This window comes from Nocardia sp. NPDC047648 (assembly GCF_040642815.1).
Lineage (GTDB): Bacteria > Actinomycetota > Actinomycetes > Mycobacteriales > Mycobacteriaceae > Nocardia > Nocardia gamkensis.
In genome coordinates this window covers 511,333-530,220 of record NZ_JBEYSX010000002.1, presented here as the reverse complement: position 1 = coordinate 530,220, position 18,888 = coordinate 511,333, and the positions used below count along the sequence as shown (strand labels likewise).

The following is an 18,888-nucleotide window of genomic DNA, read 5'->3' as shown; positions in this document are numbered from 1 at the left end:
TCACCTCGAGACGCGACTCACCCGTCGCCGGGGCCGGTCTGTGCACGGCTCGGGACGGGTATCGGGTGGACGGGTGAGGCCGGCTCATTACTCGGCGGCCTCGGCGGACTCGGCGCCCTCTTCGGCGTCCTTCTTGCCCTTCTTCTTGGGGGTGACCGCCTCGGCGACGGGCTCGTTGTCGGCGGCGGCCAGCGCGGCGTTGAAAAGGTCCAGCTTGGACGGCTTGGACGGCTTGGCCTTCAGGGTGCCCTCGGCGCCCTCGATGCCCTTGAACTTCTGCCAGTCGCCGGTGATCTTCAGCAGCTGGAGGACCGGCTCGGTCGGCTGCGCGCCGACGCCGAGCCAGTACTGCACGCGCTCGGAGTTGATCTCGATCAGCGAGGGCTCTTCCTTCGGGTGGTACTTGCCGATGGACTCGATGGCCCGGCCGTCGCGGCGGGTGCGGGCGTCGGCGACGACGACGCGGTACTGCGGGTTGCGGATCTTGCCCAGGCGGGTGAGCTTGATGCGAACAGCCACTGCTGATCTGCCTTTCGTTGGTTGGTCACGACGCAATTCGGCGACCCGCATGGTCTGCGAGCCCGGTTTTGCGCTTTCGAGTGTGTGACCGCCGCGCGGTACGGAACCGGAGACGGGCTGCCACTTGTCCGGAAGGACGGTGGTCCATTGTGCCAGACCGCATGATCACGCCGGAAATCGCGTCTCCTCGGCGCGGCTAGGCCGCAGCGGTGGCGGTGAGCGCGCGGGTGGGCACCCAGGGACCGCCCCACCACATCTGCCATCCCACGGGGCGCAGGGTGAGCGCTGTCGCGCCGTGCGCCGCCACGACAGCGCGGTAATCGCGGGTCCTGCCGATATCCACGATGACCAGCTTGCCGCCGGGACGCAGCACGCGGCACGCCTCCCGGACCGCGCTCGCGCGGCCCTCGGCGGTCTTGATGGTGTGAATCGCCAAGCTGGAGACGACGACGTCGAACGCGCCGTCCGGAAAGGGCATGCGGGTCATGTCGCCGGTGCGCAGTTCGATCCGGTCGGCGACGTTCTCGGCGAGCGCGTTCTGCTCGGCGGTGGCCGGGATGTTCCCGCAGTGGTCGGCCGAGCACCACAGGTCCAGGCCCACCGCGCGCCCGGCGGGCAGCCGCCGCGCGGCGGCGAGCAGCACCGCCCCGCGGCCGCATCCCATGTCCAGTAGTCGTTCGTCGCCGCGCAGGTCGAGGTCGTCGAGCAGACCCGCCCAGACCCGGAACTTGCCCCGGCGGGTGGCGTGCAGGAACAACCCGAACTGCGCCGCCAGCACGACGCCGATGAGCAGCAGCAGCAGACTCGGGCGCAGCTGCCCGAACAGCGCCACCACCAGGGCGGCGGCGAGATACCCGACCGCGAGAACTCCCAGCAACAGCAGCACCGACGGCGCGTCGATACCGTACGACGCGCGCCACGGAGGGGCTATCATCGGCCGATTGTATCCAGCGCCAACGGCATTCGGACCCGGTTCTGGCTCGTCAGCGCACCAGCGGAGCAAAAGTGCGTCCGGCGAGTTCGACCGCGCCCGCCTCGTGCCCGTTGAACACCATGTTGATGATCAGTCCGTCGACGCCCTGGTCGAGCACGCGGGTCCGCAGCTGTTCGGCAACATCGTCCGGTGTGCCGACGAATTGACGGTCGGCCGGACTCTGCGCGCGCTCGGAGTCCGACACCGCCGACAGGTCGATACCCATGCGGCTCAGGTAATCCCGCTGCTGCTTGCGTACCAGATCGCCGTCCTCGTCCATCATCACGAAGCACAGGTAGCTGGTCTCCAGGGTCTGCGGGTCCCGGCCGGCTTCGGCGCAGCGTGCCCGCAGCGCCTCGATCTTGCGCGGCAGTTCGGAGGCGTTGCAGATGATGTTGAGGTGGTCGGCGAAGCGGGCGGCCAGGCCGAAGGTCTTCTTCTCGCCGCTGCCGCCGAGCAGGATCGGCAGATCGTCGCGGACGCGCGGCTCGTTCATGGCCTGCTCGACCTGGTACCACTTGCCCTGGAACGTGGGGCGTTCCCCGCGCAGCATCGGCTGGATGATCCGCAGGGCCTCCTCCAGCCGCTCGAAGCGGTCGGTGAAGGTCCCGAATTCGTAGCCGAAGGAGCGGTGCTCGAGTTCGAACCAGCCCGCGCCGATGCCGAGCACCGCGCGGCCACCGCTGACCACGTCCAGCGTCGTGACGGTCTTGGCGAGCATGGCCGGGTTGCGGTAGGTGTTGCCGGTGACCAACGCCGACAACTGGATTCGCTCCGTCGCCGTGGCCAGACCGCCGAGCGCGGTGTACGCCTCGAGCATCGGCTCGTCGGGCGTGCCGATGCCGGGCAGCTGATAGAAGTGGTCCATTACGAAGGCCGTGTCGAAACCGGCGGCTTCGGCCTCTCCGGCCTGCGCGACAACCGTGGGGAAGAGTTCGCGCACCGACTTGCCGTAGCTGAAGTTGGGCATCTGATAACCGAGGCGAATTGTCACGGAATCCGACCTTACGCCGCGTCGGCGAACGCGCGGGTGAGCCGCGATGACGAGTTATCGATGGCCGGTGACCGGGCCGTGCGCGCCGTACACCCGCCCGCGCAGGACGACGGCGTACGGCGTGCCGAGCGTTTCCGGATGGGTGCGCGGATCCTCTTGATAGACGACGAAATCCGCGGGCGCACCGTCTTGGATGCCGGGCCGCCCGAGCCAGTCGCGGGCATTCCAGGAGGCCGCACCGAGCGCGTCGTGCGCGGACAGGCCCGCGGCGCCGAGCGCGGCGATCTCGTCGGCGATGCGCCCGTGGCGGATGGAGCCGCCCGCGTCGGTGCCCGCGAAGATCGGCACGCCCGCCTCGTGCGCGGCGGCGACCGTGCCGCGCACCCGGCGGTGCAGATCGCGCATGTGCGAGGCGTAGACGGGGAATTTGCCCGCGCTGTCGGCGATGTCGGGGAAGGTGTCGATGTTGACCAGGGTGGGGACCAGAGCGGTGCCGTGCTCGACCATCATCTCGATGGTTTCCTCGGTGAGGCCGGTGCCGTGCTCCAGGCAGTCGATACCGGCGTTGATCAAGCCGGGTAGCGCGTCCTCGCCGAAGACGTGCGCGGTGACCCGGGCGCCGTTGGCGTGCGCCGCGTCGATGGCCTCCTTCAGGATCGCGTCGCTCCACAGTGGGCGCAGGTCGCCCACGGAGCGGTCGATCCAGTCGCCGACGATCTTGACCCAGCCGTCGCCGAGGCGGGCCTGCTCGGCGACGATCTCCGGCAGATCGCGTTCGTCGTCGAGTTCGATGCCCAGTTCGCGGATGTAGCGCTTCGGGCGGGCGATGTGACGGCCTGCGCGGATGATCCGCGGCAGGTCCTCGTGGTCGTCGATGAAACGGGTGTCGATCGGCGAGCCCGCGTCGCGCAGCAGCAGCGCCCCGGCGTCACGCTCGGTCTCGGCCTGCGCGACGGCGCCCGCGCGGTCCTCGTGGCCGCCGCCGTACCGGATCCCGACGTGGCAGTGCGCGTCGACCAGTCCCGGCACGATCCACCCCGCGTCGCACAGCGTTTCGGCGCCCGGTACGCGTTCGAAGGACACCAGGCCGTCGCGCACCCAGAGATCGCGCACCTCACCTTCGGGGAGAACCACACCTCGCAGATGCACGAACAACCTCCTGGATGTCACCGGCCGCCTCCGACCTACTGGGCGATTCCCGCGATGGTCACCCACGCACCGAGTGACCGCGGGACGGCGACGCCCATTCGACCGAAGGGGCCTGCCGCGGCGAAGTGCCCTACTTCTTCGGGAACTTCAGCTTGCTGAGGTCGAACCCCTCCAGCCCGGGCGGCAACTCGTCCAAGCCGGCGGGCATGTTCGACAGGTCGGGCATTCCGGCAGGCAGGCCGGGCATGCCGCCCATTCCCGGGAAGCCGCCGCGCACCTTCGGCGGCGTGGGGCCGCGCCCACCCTTCTTGCCCTTCTTGCCCTTCTTCGCGTTGCCCCGGCGGCTGCCGGGCAGCCCCATCTGGCGGCCCATCATCGCCATCATCTTCTTGGCCTCGAAGAAGCGGTCGACGAGCTGATTGACGTCGGAGACCTGGACGCCGGAACCGTTGGCGATGCGCAGGCGGCGGGAGGCGTTGATGATCTTCGGATTCGCCCGTTCGGCCGGGGTCATGCCGCGGATGATCGCCTGCACGCGATCGAGTTGCTTGTCGTCGACCTGCGCGAGCACGTCCTTCATCTGGCCCGCGCCCGGCAGCATGCCGAGCAGGTTGCCGATCGGGCCCATCTTGCGGATGGCCAGCATCTGGTCGAGGAAGTCCTCGAGGGTGAGCTCGCCGCTGCCGATCTTGCGCGCGGCCTCCTCGGCCTGTTTGGCGTCGTAGACCTGCTCGGCCTGCTCGATCAGGGTGAGCACGTCACCCATACCGAGGATGCGGCTGGCCATACGGTCCGGGTGGAAGACGTCGAAGTCCTCGAGCTTCTCACCGGTCGAGGCGTACAGGATCGGCACACCGGTGACCTCGCGGACACTCAGCGCCGCGCCACCGCGGGCGTCGCCGTCGAGCTTGGTGAGCACCACACCGGTGAAGCCGACGCCGTCGCGGAACGCCTCGGCGGTGTTGACCGCGTCCTGGCCGATCATCGCGTCGAGCACGAACAAGGTCTCGTCCGGTTGCACGGCGTCGCGGATACCCGCCGCCTGGCGCATGAGTTCCTCGTCGATGCCGAGGCGGCCGGCGGTGTCGACGATGACGACGTCGTACTGCTTCTGGCGCGCCTCCTCGACACCACCGCGCGCCACGTTCACCGGATCGGCGGCCGAGATGCCCAGCGGGTTCTCCCCGCCGCCGACGGACGTGCCGGGGTGCGGCGCGTAGACGGGCACGCCCGCGCGCTCGCCGACCACTTGCAGCTGGGTGACGGCGCCGGGACGCTGCAGGTCGCACGCCACCAGCAGCGGCTGATGGCCCTGCCCCTTCAGCAATTTCGCCAGCTTGCCCGCGAGCGTGGTCTTACCGGAACCCTGCAGACCGGCCAGCATGACCACCGTCGGCGGGTTCTTGGCCAGGTTGAGCCGCCTGGTCTCGCCGCCGAGGATGCCGACGAGTTCCTCGTTGACGATCTTCACGACCTGCTGGGCCGGGTTCAGCGCCGCGCTGACCTCCGCGCCCTTGGCGCGCTCCTTGATCCGTCCGATGAAGCCGCGGACGACGGGCAGCGCGACGTCGGCCTCCAGCAGCGCGAGGCGGATCTCGCGGCAGGTGGCGTCGATGTCGGCCGGTGACAGACGCCCCTTACCGCGCAGATCCTTGAGGGCACCGGTAAGCCGGTCGGACAGGGATTCGAACACCGATCGCGCTCCTGATCTCGGGGGACGTCACATTCTCTCCCAGGGTAATGGGATCACCCGCGTGTTCGCGCAGGCGGTGCGTCCTTCCGGGCCGAGCGCGGCCTGCTAGTCGAGCACGCGGCGGCGCGGCTTGGCGGTTTTGCGGTAGTCGTGGTTCTCCTCGGCCACCATGAAGACCGCCTCGTTGGCGGTCAGGCCCAGTTCCAGGGCCAGGTCGTCGAGGACGGCCCACTCCGCCGTGCTCGGGATGGGCGAGGTGGCGACCCTGGACGCGATCGTCATCGCGGTCACCGCCTGTCGCCCGGTCAACGTGCGACCCGGAAGCCAGGAGACCACCCAGCGGTCGCCGCCGACGCAGCGTGCCATATGCGTGGTCTCGTCACTCGTCATCGTGGACGCCGAAACGACTTCGATTGCCATCGACCTGCTCCCCTCGTGCTCGCGATAGCCGGACGCCCTAGATCGTATGGTCCGGCCGCCGAGCGGGAGTTCGGATGCAGCAAATATCCTGCAACAGATTGATCACCGGATTATGCGCAGCTAGCGGCTACTTTCCGGGTCGGAAGCAGTCGCTTCGGGCGGTTTGGGCGCAGTTTTGGGAACCACCGCGAGGAGCGCTTTCTCGATCGCTTCCCGGCGGGCGGCGCCGTCCTCGGATCCCAGATCCAGGCAGAAGCTGTCGACCACCGCCGATCCCATCGTGACGACCTTGGCCCAGCGGACGTCGGCTCCGCACGCGGCCAGTTCGGCGGCCAGGCGGCTGAGCAGGCCCACCCGGTCCTCGGCGCGCAACTCCAGGATCACCTGGCCGGGTGCGGAGGTGTCCGACCAGATCACTCGGGGCCGAGCCTGCGCGTACCGGCTCCGGCCGATGGTGCTCGCCTCCCGCTCGCGTTTGGCCAGCGCCCCGGGCACATCCAGATCGCCGGCCGTGGCGCGGATCAGTTCCTGGCGCAGCAGGCCCGGGTCCGGCGGATCACCGAACTTGGGAGCGACGACGAAAGTGTCCACCGCGGAGGCGCCTTCGACCCCCAGCGCGGCCGACAGCACGCGCAGCGAGTGCAGCGCGAGGACGCCGGCGGCGTCGGAGAGCAGCCCTGGGCTGTCCGGCGCGATGACGGTCACCGTGTAGGTGTGTTTGCTCTCACCGGGCTTCAGGTCCACATGCACCCCACCCGCTCGGGCCTTCTCGATCAGTTCCGGTGCGATCGGCTCCGGCGTCGGCAGCTGGTCGCCCGCCATGACCAGTCGGCAGCGGCGGACCAGCTCGCCGATCAGCGAGGCCTTCCAGTCGCCCCACACACCGGGGCCGGTGGCCAGCGAGTCCGCCTCGGCCAGCGTGTGCAGCAGTTCCAGCAGCTGCGGATCGCCGTCGAGGGTGTCGACGACGGAGCGCACCGTCTCCGGATCGGACAGGTCGCGCCGGGTGGCGGTTTCCGGCAGCAGCAGGTGGTGGCGGACGATCGCGCTGAGCGTCCGCACGTCCGAGGGCCACAAACCGAGGCGGCGGCCGATGTGCGTGGCGAGTTCCGCGCCGACGAGGCTGTGATCGCCCGCGCGGCCCTTGCCGATGTCGTGCAGCAGCGCGCCGAGGGCGAGCAGGTCCGGGCGGGCCACCCGGGTGCTCAGCCCGCCCGCGTAGGCGACCGTCTCCATGAGGTGGCGGTCGACGGTCCAGATGTGCTGGACATCGCGCGGCGGCAGGTCGCGCACGGCTCCCCATTCCGGCAGCAGCCTGCCCCACAGTCCGGTCCGGTCGAGCGCCTCGACCGCGTCGATGGTGCCGCGGCCCGCGCCCAACAGGACCAGCAGGTCGTTGAGGGCGTCCTTGGGCCACGGCTCGCGTAGCTCGGGGGCGTCCTCGGAGAGCCGGTTGAGGGTGGTGGCCGACATCGGCAGGCCGGTCTGCGCGGACGCCGCCGCCACGCGCAGGATGAGGCCGGGATCGCGCTGCGGGCGGGCATCCCGGGCCAGCACGACCTCGCCCGCGTGCTCGACCACTCCCTCGTCCAGCGGCCTGCGCACCGGCATCCGGCGCAGGCGCGCCAAGCCCCGGCGCGGCAGCGCGTTGGCCGCGGTGCGCAACCCGACGTCCACGGAGTAACTGACCGTCCGGGCCGAATCGCTCAGGGTACGAGCCAGATCGAACCGATCGCCGACGCGCAGGGCCGCGCCGATCTCGTCGGCGTCCTGCGCCCGCAGCTGGTCGCGGGCCCGGCCCGCCACCCGGTGCAGCTCGGTGCGCACGTCGAGCAGGCGCCGATGCGCCTGTTTCAATCCGCCGCCGGGCACGTCCGGACCGAGGCCGGGCATGGCGTCGGTCAGCTGGGCGATGGCCAGCGCGTCGAGCAGCTGGATGTCGCGCAGGCCGCCGCGCCCGTTCTTCAGATCGGGCTCGGCGCGGTGGGCGATCTCGCCGTTGCGCTCCCATCGGGTCTGCGCCTGGGCGATGAGCTCGTCGAAGCGGGAGCGGATTCCGGTGCGCCATTCCCGGCGCACCCCGCCGATCAGCAGATTGCTCAAGTCCTGGTCGCCGACGATATGCCTGGCCTCGAGCATGCCCAGCGCGGCGATGAGGTCGTCCGCGGCCACCCGCAACGCCTGCGGAACGGTCCGCACACTGTGGTCGAGTTTGATGTGCGCGTCCCACAGCGGATACCAGAGCTGATCGGCGACCTCGGCGACCCGGGCCGGGTCGACGTCGTCGTGCAGCAGCACCAGATCCAGATCGGAGTACGGCAGCATCTCGCCGCGGCCCAGACCGCCGACGGCCACCACGGCCAAGCCGCTGTCGGGGGCGATGCCCAGTTCGGCGCCTTTGCTCGTGAGCCACAGTTCGTAGAGGTCGACCAAGGCCTGGCGCAGCGACTCGGCGTCCAGCCGGGGATTGCGCGGCTGGCCGCCGTCGAGCAGTTGGGTTCGCGCGCGGACCAGGTCGGCCGCCCCGTTGGACACCTTGCCGCTGCCTTCGGTGACCTTCGGCTCACCGTCGTGCTCGTACTGACTACCCACAACCCACCGCCCAGTTCATGCGCGCGGCCCCGCCCCGGCCGGAGCTCCGGCGGGAGCGGGGCCGCCGCTCGATCGATATCCCGCTACAGCGCGTCGGTGCCGCGTTCGCCGGTCCGGACCCGGATGATGGACTCCACCGGGGTGACCCAGACCTTGCCGTCGCCGATCTTGCCGGTGCGGGAGGCCTCCACGATCACTTCCACGACCTTGTCGACGGACGCGTCGTCCACGACGACCTCCACGCGGACCTTCGGCACGAAGTCGACGGAGTACTCCGCGCCGCGGTACACCTCGGTGTGGCCCTTCTGCCTGCCGTACCCTTGGACCTCGCTGACGGTCATGCCCAGCACACCCGCCTGCTCGAGCCCGGACTTGACGTCCTCGAGCGTGAACGGTTTGACGATTGCGGTGATCAGTTTCATGTCGTCATGCCTCCTTGACGGCCGAACGTGCCGTGCTACCCAGAGCGGCGAAGTCGTAGGCGGTTTCCGCGTGCTCGGACTCGTCCAAGCCCACCGACTCTGCTTCCTCGCTCACGCGCAGCCCAATGGTGAACTTCACGATATAGGCAATGATCAGCGTCGCGACGAAGGAGAACGCAAGTACCACACCGGCGCCGACCGCTTGCCGCCACAACTGATCGACGCCACCGCCGTAGAGCAGACCGGTCTTGCCCGCACCCGCCTCGGGCGCCGCGACGAAACCGACCATCAGGGTGCCGACGATGCCGCCGACCAGGTGCACGCCGACCACGTCGAGCGAGTCGTCGAAACCGAACTTGAACTTCAGGCCGACCGCGAGGGCGCACAACGCGCCCGCGACCGCGCCGATGGCCAGCGCGCCGAGCACGTTCACCGAGGAACACGACGGGGTGATGGCGACCAGGCCCGCCACGATGCCCGAGGCCGCGCCGAGCGAGGTGGGCTTGCCGTCGCGGATCTTCTCCACCAGTAGCCAGGCCAGCATGGCGGCGCAGGTCGCGACGGTGGTGGTGACGAAGGTCGAGCCGGCGAGGCCGCCGGAGGTCACCGCGGAACCGGCGTTGAAGCCGAACCAGCCGAACCACAGCAGACCGGCGCCGAGCATGACGAACGGCAGGTTGTGCGGACGGAACGGGGTCGTCGGCCAGCCCTTGCGCTTGCCGAGCACCAGCACCAGGGCCAGACCGGCGGCACCTGCGTTGATGTGCACCGCCGTGCCACCCGCGAAGTCGACCGCGAGCAGTTTGTTCGCGATCCAGCCGCCCTCGTGCACGACGTTGCCGTCGGCGTCCTTGACGTCGAAGTCGAACACCCAGTGCGCGACCGGGAAGTAGACCACCGTGGACCAGATGCCCGCGAACAGCAGCCACGCGCCGAACTTCAAGCGGTCGGCGACCGCGCCCGAGATGAGGGCAACCGTGATGATGGCGAACATCAATTGGAAGGCGACGAAGACGGTGGCCGGAATCGTGCCCGCGAGCGGGATGTTCACCGCTTCGGTGGTGACCGCGCCCGCCGCGTCCTTGACCTCGGCGACCGAGTTGCCCCCGATCAAGCCCTTCAGGCCGAAGAACTGCGTCGGGTCACCGATCACGCCGAATTTGTTGTCGCCGAAAGCCGTCGAGTATCCGTACAGCGACCACAGCACGCCGACCAGGCCCATGGCGCTGATGCTCATCATGATCATGTTGAGCACGTACTTCGACCGGACCATGCCACCGTAGAAGAAAGCAAGGCCCGGCGTCATCAGCAACACCAGCGCCGAGCTCGCCAGCATCCAGGCGGTGTCACCGGTATCCGGTGCACCGGTAAGTGGAAAAGCCACCTTAATGTCCTCCTCATCTCGGGCCCCGCCGATTCCGGCAAATGGACCTGAACAGAAGGGTCCTTACTCGGTGTTTCATCCGTAGAGCTGATGTGTTTCACCTACGTGAACGGATGGCGCAGCCGTGTTGCCACTACGTTTCGTCACCTACACCGGGCGTTTCGCGGCGTTGTGAGGCCCGCGCCGGGGAATCGGACATTCGTTACAGCGGAGGAGGACTCGGCAAACATCCGGGGTGTGATCGGCCTCGCATCCCGGCGGGGAGCGGCTCGCGGCGCACCGCCGACCGGAACGCCACGAGCCGCAGCCCCTTTCGAAGCGGAAGGATCAGCCCAGCAGCGCGTCCACGAACGCGGCCGGCTCGAACGGAGCCAGATCGTCGGCGCCCTCACCGAGTCCGACCAGCTTCACCGGCACGCCCAGTTCGTGCTGGACCTGGAAGACGATGCCGCCCTTGGCCGTGCCGTCCAGCTTGGTCAGCACGACGCCGGTGATATCCACCACTTCGGCGAACACTCTGGCCTGGGTCAGTCCGTTCTGCCCGACCGTCGCGTCCAGCACGAGGAGGACCTCGTCCACGGCGGCCTTCTTCTCCACGACCCGCTTGACCTTGCCCAGCTCGTCCATCAGCCCCGTCTTGGTGTGCAGCCGCCCCGCGGTGTCGATCAGCACCACATCGACGCCGCGCTCGACACCCGCGGCCACCGCGTCGAACGCGACCGCGGCCGGATCGGCGCCCTCGCGGCCGCGGACGGTGTCGGCGCCGACCCGCTCACCCCAGGTCTGCAACTGGTCCGCGGCCGCGGCGCGGAAGGTGTCGGCCGCGCCGAGCAGCACCCGGCGGCCGTCGGCGACGAGCACACGCGCGAGCTTGCCGGTGGTGGTGGTCTTGCCGGTGCCGTTCACGCCGACCACAAGCAGGATCGACGGGTGGTCCGGGTGCGGCAGCGCGCGCACCGCGCGGTCCAGCTCCGGTCGCAACTGCTCGACAAGCACGTCGCGCAGTACCGCACGCGCCTCGTCGGTGGTGCGCACGCTGCGCGCCGCCATCTCCGCACGCAGCCGGGAGACGACGGCCGTGGTGCTGGCGGTGCCGAGGTCGGCCAGCACGAGGGTGTCCTCGACCTCTTCCCACGAGTCGTCGTCCAGGTCACCGCCGCCGAGCAGGCCGAGCAGGCTCTTGCCGACGGCGTTCTGCGAACGCGACAGCCGTCCGCGCAGCCGGACCAGGCGTCCGGCGGTGGGCTCGATCTCCTCCAGCGCGACGGGCGCCTCGACGCCGGCGGGCGTGTCGGGAGCGACGACTCCGGTGGCGGTGGCATCCGGGGCGGCGGTGTCGGCGACCGGCTCGGCGGTCGCGTCCGCGACCTCGGTCGCGTCGGCGGTGACCGGCGCGGTACCGGTCACGGGGCTCTCCGGCGCTGCCGCCTCGCCGGTGGCGGGCTCCGCCGTCTCCGGTTCGGCAGGAGCGGCGGCACCGGACGCGGGCGGGGCCTCGGCGACGTCCGCTTCCGGCAACGGAACGTTAGTGATGCCGCGTCTGGGCGCGTCGCGCGGGATCGCGGCGTCGTCGCCGACGTGCGGCTGTCCTTCGGTGTCGGTGCGCTCGACCGGTTGCGGCTCGGTCGCCGTGCCGCCCCGGCTGAAGGTGAATCCGCCGGACGCGGTGTAACCGCCGGACCGATCGGTCACCTCCTTGTCCTGCGTGGGCGGTGTCAGCGACACGCGGCCGCGCCGGTACCGGACGAACCCGGCGACGAGCACGACGAGCAGCAGTGCGGCGACCGCGGCGATCAGGATCCAGACTTCGGGACTCACGCGGACCATCCTTGCAGACCGACCGTCACGTGCCGGGCCCCGAGCCGCACCCGCCGCGCGAGTCGCACCACCGGGGCGACGGCGTGACCTCGGGGAACACCGCAGGTACCGGGCCGTGCGCGAGCCCGGCCCGGCACCGACACAGCCCCCGAGATTTCTTGTCCTGCGGAACTTCTCGCGAAGGGACAATAGGATCGGCGACGTGACCGATCGAAACGTGCTTGGGGGGCCGCTGGAAGAGTGCGGCACCGATCCTCTCACCGGCTTCTACCGGGACGGCTGCTGCAGTACCGGGCCGGAGGATCTGGGCAGCCACACCGTGTGCACCGTCGTCACGGCAGAATTCCTGGAGCATCAAGCTTCCATCGGAAATGATTTGAGCACTCCGCGTCCGGAGAACAATTTTCCTGGCCTCCAGCCCGGCGATCGGTGGTGCGTGGTGGCCGTGCGGTGGCTGCACGCACACGAGGACGGCGTAGCCGCGCCCGTGGTGCTGGCGGCCACCCACGAGAACGCCCTGGAAGTGATCTCGATGGACATTCTGCGCAAGTACGCCGTCGACGTACCCGACGACGTCAGCGACCTGCTCTGAGCGAGGGGGAATTTTCCTCCTCGGCCCGCGGCGGGTCGCCGCGATGAACCACCGCCCCTGACGGCGAACCGGCGTCCGATCGGATGGGTGGCGCAGCAGAGCACCGAATGGCACAGATGCGCCATTCTCCTACCGGGCCGCCGCGACACGCCGTCGATGCGCCTTCTGGCGGCATGCCGCGGAGCAATACCTGGCCCGGCGGCCCGTTCCGGCCCGCGGCACCGCCGCGTGGCACACCGGGCAGCGACCGTCCGCGGTTTCGTTACGTTCGCCTGATTCGTTACGGTTTTCGATCCCGGCATCCCGTTTCGTCACTGCCGGACCACCCGGCCGGGCGCGCAGCGCGTCGAGCACGAGCGCCGCGGTGCGGTCCACTTCGCCCCGCGCCTTGCGGAGTTGTTGAATCGCAACGCATCCGGTGAAGATCGCCAGCACGTCGTCGAGTTCGATGTCGGCCCGGACCGCCCCCTCGCGCTGGGCCGCGGCCAGCAGTGCGCCCAGCGCTCGATGGAAACGCACGCCCGCGCCCTGCAACAGCGCACGCGGCCACCCGTCGTCGGACTGGACCAGATCGCACAGCGCCTGGTTACCGGGGGTCGTGGCGATCACGGCGGTGCACAGGTCGAAGAAGGCGGCGCCGGGATCGGCCGCGCCGAGACGGTCGGCGGCCATTTTCGCCAAGCGGTCGATGCGCTGCTGCATTACGGCTTCCAGCAGAGCGGCTTTCGTCGGGAAGTGGCGGTAGACGGTGCCCGCGCCGACGCCGGCACGGCGGGCGACCTCGGCGAGCGACACCGACGCGCCCTGCTCCGCGAAGGCCCGCTGCGCGGCCGCCAGTACGAGGGCGCGGTTGCGCCGGGCATCGGCTCGGGACAGCCCGTCCGGGGCGAGCGAGGTGGTCATTTCGTTACGGCCTTCCGGGAAGCGACCTGGTGAATCGGGTCGAGCCACCCGTATCGTCCGAATCCGGGTTGACCGACCCGATTCTAACGAACAGAGAAGGCGGAGCATGTCCCCTCAGCACAACCTCATCCTGGTCACCGGCGCCACCGGCAAGCAGGGCGGCGTGACCGCCCGCAGGCTGCTGGCGGATGGCAGGGCGGTGCGCGCGCTGGTCCGCAACCCGCAGGCACCGGCCGCACAGGACTTGGCCGCGGCGGGCGCCGAACTCGTCGTCGGCGACTTCGACGCCCCGGAGACCTTGCCCGCGGCGCTGGCCGGTGTCACCGGGCTGTTCCTGGTCCCGCCGGCCGCATACAGCCCGCAGGGCTGGGATGTCGATCTGGAAGCCGCGCGCGGACGAGCGGTCGTGGACGCGGCGCGCGACGCGGGCGTTCGGCAGATCGTGTTCACCGGCATCGCCTCGATGGGCGACAACGCGTCGTGGGGCGTGACGGGCAAGAAGCGCATCGAAGACGCCGTCATCGCCAGCGGCGCCCGCTACACCCTGCTGCGCCCGGTGCGGTTCATGGAGAACTACCTGCTGCGCACCTCACCGGTCGACGGCATCTTCGACGGTGTACACCGGCATCTCTTCCCGGCCGAAGGGCCGATGAAGGTGATCGCCCTGGCGGATATCGGCGATATCGCCGGTCTCGTCTTCGCCGACCCGGATCGATTCCACGGCCGCGTCCTCGAACTCGCGGGCGACCTGCTCGCCCCGCCCGCGGCCGCCGCGGCGATCAGCGCGGCCACCGGCCACTCCGTCCGGTATCAGGAGGTCGGCGAGGCCGAGGCGGACGCGATCGGCGCGGAGATCGGCAATACCTGGCGTTCGATGCGCCACACCGGCGGCTGGCGCGCCGACGTCGACGAGACCCGCGAAATCCATCCCGGCCTGCGGACATTCGACACCTGGCTCGCCGAAACCGGTGCGGCGCAGATCAAAGCGCTGCTGGACGGCGAAAAGGCCACCGCCGCGGTCAGCTGACAAGGGCACGGCCGATCCGTATGTGACGGCGTGACCGGTCGGCGGACGATGCCGCAGACGTCTGCTCGGCCGCCGCCCAGCTCGCCGGGGTGATCGCCCCGCCAGGCGTACCCTCGGCACGGTGTTACGCATGCGCCGAGCATCCCGCCGTCCCCGGCGCGACCCGGTGAGCGCGGAAGTCGACGAGATATTCGGCCCGTCGCGCAAGCACATCCACGAGCGCAAGGAATGGGTGGCGGTCGCGAAGCTCGACGACCGCGTCTCCGGTGACGATCCGCTGGTCGACCTGGACGCCGGCACGGTCACCCTCCCCGCGACCGGCGGGTGACCGTGCGGCGGCTCAGCCCGCCGCGCCGACCGGCGCCAGATTCTCCCCGCGCAGCCGCTGGGAGATCACCTGGGTGATGCCGTCGCCGCGCATGCTGACGCCGTAGAGCGCGTCGGCGATCTCCATCGTCGGCTTCTGGTGGGTGATGACGATCAGCTGGCTCTTCTCCCGCAGCTGCTCGAACAAGCCGATCAGGCGGCGCAGGTTGGTGTCGTCGAGCGCGGCTTCGACCTCGTCCATCACATAGAACGGCGAGGGCCTGGCGCGGAAGATGGCCACCAGCAACGCGACCGCGGTGAGCGATTTCTCGCCGCCGGACAGCAGCGAGAGCCGCTTGACCTTCTTGCCCGGCGGCCTGGCCTCCACCTCGATGCCGGTGGTGAGCATGTCCGAGGGGTCGGTGAGCAACAGCCTGCCCTCGCCGCCGGGGAACAGTTTCGCGAACACCCCGACGAACTCGCGCTCCACGTCGGCGTATGCCTCGGTGAAGACCTGGAGGATGCGGGCGTCGACCTCGGCGACCACGTCGAGCAGATCCTTGCGCGCGCTCTTGACGTCCTCGAGCTGGGTGGCCAGGAAGTTGTAGCGCTCCTCCAGCGCCGCGAATTCCTCCAGCGCCAGCGGATTCACCTTGCCGAGGGTGGCCAGATCCTTCTCCGCGCGCTTGGCGCGACGCTCCTGGGTCTGCCGGTCGTAGGGCATCGGTGCGGGCTCGCTGATCTGCTCGCCCCGCTCCTTGGCCTGCTCGTACTCCTGTAGTTCCAGCGCCGAGGGCGGCAGCGGCACGTCCGGACCGTACTCGGCGATCAGATCGTTCAGCGCGATGCCGAACTGCTCGGCGATCGTCGCCTCCAGTTGCTCGATGCGCAGCGCCGCTTGCGCCTTCGCGACCTCGTCGCGGTGCACGGCGTCGGTGAGCTGGGACAGCTGCGCGGTGAGCGCGCGCACCCGCTCCTTGATCTGCTCGACCTGCGCCGCGCACTCCGAGCGCTTGCGCACCAGCTCGTCCCTGCGGGCGCCCGCCTCCGCGACCACCCGTTCGAGCTCGGCGGCGATCTTCGCACCGGATTCGGCGACAGCGGCGGCCACCTCGGCCGCCTTCTTGCGCGCGGCCGCCGCGCGTTCGGCGCGGGCGCGGTTCTCCCGCTCGGCACGGGCGGCGCGGCGTAGCGACTCCGCCTTGCCGCGTACCGATTCCGCGCGTTCCTCGGCGGTGCGCACGGCGAGCCGGGCCTCGACCTCCATCGCGCGCGCCTCGGCCAGCGCGGACGCCGCCTCCTCGCGCGCGCGGCCCGCGGCTTCGGTACCCGCGGCGCCCGCGCCGTCGGCATCCACCTCGGACTGTTCGAATTCCGCGTGCCGCAGGCGATCCTCCAGGTCGGCCAGCGCGGCCAGCGCCTCTTCCCGGTTGGCCTCGGCGTCGTCGCGCTGGCCGAGCAGCCGTTCGCTCTCCGCGTGCGCGGTGCGGGCGGTCTGGCCGAGCCTGCCCAGCCGCTCGTAGATCGCCACCAGCGCCTGATCGGATTCGTGCAGGGCGAGCAGTGCCTGATCGACGGCGTCCTTGCGGTCGGCCTGTTCCTCGAGCGCACCGGACAGCGCGGCCTCGAGTTCCTCGGCGCGCCGCTGCGCGGACACCAGCTCGGCCTGGGCGGCATCGATGTCGGCCTGGATCTCCAGCTGGCTGGGCGCCCGATCGGAACCGCCGAGCAGCCAGCCGTTTCCGGCGAGGTCGCCGTCGCGGGTGACCACGCGCAGGCCGGGCCGGGAGGCGACCAGCGCGCGGGCGGCGGGCAGATCCTCGGCCACGGCGATTCCCGCGGTCAGCGCCGCGATCGCGCCGCGCACGGTGTCGGGGCACTCCACCACGTCGACCAGCCAGCGGGCGCCGCCGGGCAATGCGCCCGGGTGCGGCCCCTCGGCGCTCTCGGTGCCGAAGACGACCGCGGCGCGACCACCGTCGGCGTCCTTGAGCGCCTGGATGGCGGCATGCGCGGACTCGCCGGTGTCGGCGGCGACGGCGTCGGCCAGCGGGCCGAGCGCGGCGGCGACGGCGGCCTCATACCCACCGTGCACGCGCAGCAACGCCGAGAGTGGACCGAGCAAGCCCTGTTCGCGGTGCTCCACCAGCCAGGCGACTCCGTCGCGGCGCGCCAGGTTCATCCCGAGCGCCTCGATGCGCGCGCCGAGCGAGGCGACCCGCTTGCTCGCGTCGCGGTCCTGTTCGCGCAGTTCGGTGACGCGCTGATCGGCCAGTTCCAGAGCTTGTACCGCGTGCTCGTGCTGGGCGTCCAGACCGGCCTCGCCCGCGTCGAGTTCGTCGAGTTCGGTCTGCACCGTGTCGAATTCGGCCTGGGCGGACTCGCCGCGATGGCGGGCGTCGGCGATGGCGACCGACAGGCGCGCGATCTCCGCGTCCACCGACTGCGCTCTGGCCCGCAAGGTGTCCACCTTGCCCGCCAACCGGGCCACGCCCTCGCGCCGGTCGGCGATCGCCCGCACCGCGGCCAGGTGCGCCTGCTCGGCGGCCTTGGCGGCGTGTTCGCGTTCGGCCAGCTGGTCTCGGGCCGCCTCCAGCGTCTCGGTGGCCATCTCGACCGCCTCGCGCAGCTCGGCTTCCTCTGCCTCGACACGATCGGCCTCGGCCTCGAGCTGCTCGGGATCGCGGCCCGCGCCGACCGGAGCGGTGGTGTCCAGGTGCCGCGCCCGGTCGCCCGCGATGCGGATGGTCGCGTTGACCCGCTCGGCCAGCGCGGAGAGCTGGAACCAGATCTGCGCGGCGGCCTCGGCGCTGGGCGTCAACCGGGACAGCTGGAATTCCTGCTGCGCCAGCGCCGCGTTGGCGGCGTCCAGCTCGGACTGCACGGTGATCTGCTGCTCGCGCGCGTAGGCCTCCTTGCTCTGCTGGCCAGCCAGCTCCGCGCGGCGGGTGACCAGGTCGTCGGCGGCCAGGCGCAGCCGCGCGTCACGCAGATCGGCCTGCACGGTCTGCGCCCTTCGGGCCACCTCGGCCTGCCTGCCCAGCGGTTTGAGTTGCCTGCGCAGTTCGGTGGTGAGGTCGGTGAGCCGGGCCAGATTGGCCTGCATGGCCTCCAGCTTGCGGACCGCCTTCTCCTTGCGCTTGCGGTGCTTGAGCACACCGGCGGCCTCTTCGACGAACGCGCGGCGGTCCTCCGGGCGCGACTCCAGGATCGCCGACAGCTGCCCCTGCCCCACGATGACGTGCATCTCGCGGCCGATACCGGAGTCGCTGAGCAGTTCCTGCACGTCCATCAGGCGGCAGGAGTTGCCGTTGATCTCGTATTCGCCCGCCCCGTCGCGGAACATGCGGCGGGTGATGGAGACCTCGGCGTAGTCGATCGGCAGTGCGCCGTCGGAATTGTCGATGGTCAACGTGACCTCGGCGCGGCCGAGCGGCGCGCGCCCCGCCGTGCCCGCGAAGATGACGTCCTGCATCTTGCCGCCCCGCAGCGCCTTCGCACCCTGCTCGCCCATCACCCAGGTGAGCGCGTCGACGACGTTCGACTTGCCCGATCCATTCGGACCGACCACGCACGTGATGCCCGGCTCCAACCGCAGCGTCGTCGCGGACGCGAAGGACTTGAAGCCCTTCAACGTCAGACTCTTCAGGTGCAAGTTCGACGACCTTTCCGTGTTCTGCCCGGTCGGCGTTCCGCGCGGTCGAGGCAGCGCATCCGGCGACCAGTCATGGTATCCGTCGCGTGCCGGGCGCTCCCGGGCCCCGAGGGCGCACGCCGCCGAGTGGCGGTTCGGCGATATCCGTAGGTTATCGACTCGCCGCCGCTTCGCGCGCATTTCGATGTGCCCGGGGTTTGCCCGGACGGCGCGCCGCACGGTTCGTGGCACCCGGTCGAGACCGGTGGCGCGCGCACCGCGAACCACTGGGCTCTCACCCGCGACGGCGCGACGCCCCTGCGTGTTCGCTCGATCGCCGGTCCGCTTCCGGGCTCGTCGACCCGCCGATTCCGGGCGGTCTCGAACTGGCACTGACGCCGCGCGCTCCGGCCACATACGATCCCTCTGATTCGCCAGCGGAACGTTCGGGAGCGCACCACG

At 70.4% G+C, this 18,888-nt stretch carries 15 protein-coding genes; 3 read left to right on the top strand and 12 right to left on the bottom strand.

The features are described from left to right. Positions 1-87 precede the first annotated feature (87 nt). The 10 genes from rpsP to ftsY form a co-directional block, all read right to left on the bottom strand. Positions 88-519 (bottom strand): 30S ribosomal protein S16, encoded by a 432-nt coding sequence (gene rpsP / locus ABZ803_RS06785; protein ID WP_357033780.1) that lies wholly within the window; start codon positions 517-519, stop codon positions 88-90. 196 nt (positions 520-715) lie between these two features. Next, entirely contained in the window at positions 716-1,453 is a 738-nt protein-coding gene (locus tag ABZ803_RS06780; protein WP_357033778.1) for a class I SAM-dependent methyltransferase, read from the bottom strand. 49 nt (positions 1,454-1,502) lie between these two features. Beyond that, the gene (locus ABZ803_RS06775; RefSeq protein WP_357033776.1) at positions 1,503-2,486 is read right to left on the bottom strand and encodes an LLM class F420-dependent oxidoreductase; all 984 of its coding nucleotides are present in this window, start codon (positions 2,484-2,486) and stop codon (positions 1,503-1,505) included. A 54-nt stretch (positions 2,487-2,540) separates the two neighbouring features. Continuing rightward, on the bottom strand, positions 2,541-3,635 hold the full coding sequence (locus tag ABZ803_RS06770) for an amidohydrolase family protein (RefSeq protein WP_357033774.1): 1,095 nt from the start codon (positions 3,633-3,635) through the stop codon (positions 2,541-2,543). 130 nt (positions 3,636-3,765) lie between these two features. Then, complete coding sequence (gene ffh / locus ABZ803_RS06765) at positions 3,766-5,328, bottom strand: signal recognition particle protein (RefSeq protein WP_357033772.1); 1,563 nt, start codon at positions 5,326-5,328, stop codon at positions 3,766-3,768. Between the two features lie 105 nt (positions 5,329-5,433). Next, positions 5,434-5,748 carry a hypothetical protein gene (locus ABZ803_RS06760; protein WP_040868323.1) on the bottom strand — a complete coding sequence of 105 codons (315 nt, stop codon included), beginning with the start codon at positions 5,746-5,748 and terminating at the stop codon, positions 5,434-5,436. A gap of 120 nt (positions 5,749-5,868) precedes the next feature. Next, positions 5,869-8,283: a [protein-PII] uridylyltransferase gene (locus ABZ803_RS06755; protein ID WP_357034335.1), complete on the bottom strand. Its 2,415-nt coding sequence runs from the start codon at positions 8,281-8,283 to the stop codon at positions 5,869-5,871. A 140-nt stretch (positions 8,284-8,423) separates the two neighbouring features. Beyond that, on the bottom strand, positions 8,424-8,762 hold the full coding sequence (locus ABZ803_RS06750) for a P-II family nitrogen regulator (RefSeq protein ID WP_040868325.1): 339 nt from the start codon (positions 8,760-8,762) through the stop codon (positions 8,424-8,426). A 4-nt stretch (positions 8,763-8,766) separates the two neighbouring features. Continuing rightward, the gene (locus ABZ803_RS06745; RefSeq protein WP_357033770.1) at positions 8,767-10,146 is read right to left on the bottom strand and encodes an ammonium transporter; all 1,380 of its coding nucleotides are present in this window, start codon (positions 10,144-10,146) and stop codon (positions 8,767-8,769) included. A 327-nt stretch (positions 10,147-10,473) separates the two neighbouring features. Further along, positions 10,474-11,964 (bottom strand): signal recognition particle-docking protein FtsY, encoded by a 1,491-nt coding sequence (gene ftsY / locus ABZ803_RS06740; RefSeq protein WP_357033768.1) that lies wholly within the window; start codon positions 11,962-11,964, stop codon positions 10,474-10,476. Between the two features lie 202 nt (positions 11,965-12,166). Here ftsY and ABZ803_RS06735 point away from each other — a divergent pair, with 202 nt between their 5' ends. After that, complete coding sequence (locus tag ABZ803_RS06735; protein WP_019048221.1) at positions 12,167-12,556, top strand: DUF2237 domain-containing protein; 390 nt, start codon at positions 12,167-12,169, stop codon at positions 12,554-12,556. Between the two features lie 129 nt (positions 12,557-12,685). On the opposite strand, the gene ABZ803_RS06730 is transcribed toward ABZ803_RS06735, so the two are convergent. After that, entirely contained in the window at positions 12,686-13,459 is a 774-nt protein-coding gene (locus tag ABZ803_RS06730) for a helix-turn-helix domain-containing protein (RefSeq protein WP_357033766.1), read from the bottom strand. A 106-nt stretch (positions 13,460-13,565) separates the two neighbouring features. Between ABZ803_RS06730 and ABZ803_RS06725 the strand changes: the two genes are divergently transcribed. Further along, the gene (locus tag ABZ803_RS06725; RefSeq protein WP_357033764.1) at positions 13,566-14,486 is read left to right on the top strand and encodes an NmrA family NAD(P)-binding protein; all 921 of its coding nucleotides are present in this window, start codon (positions 13,566-13,568) and stop codon (positions 14,484-14,486) included. A gap of 130 nt (positions 14,487-14,616) precedes the next feature. Continuing rightward, positions 14,617-14,814: a hypothetical protein gene (locus ABZ803_RS06720; RefSeq protein WP_357033762.1), complete on the top strand. Its 198-nt coding sequence runs from the start codon at positions 14,617-14,619 to the stop codon at positions 14,812-14,814. Positions 14,815-14,826: 12 nt separating this feature from the next. On the opposite strand, the gene smc is transcribed toward ABZ803_RS06720, so the two are convergent. Continuing rightward, the gene (gene smc, locus ABZ803_RS06715) at positions 14,827-18,447 is read right to left on the bottom strand and encodes a chromosome segregation protein SMC (RefSeq protein ID WP_357033760.1); all 3,621 of its coding nucleotides are present in this window, start codon (positions 18,445-18,447) and stop codon (positions 14,827-14,829) included. Positions 18,448-18,888: the final 441 nt, after the last annotated feature.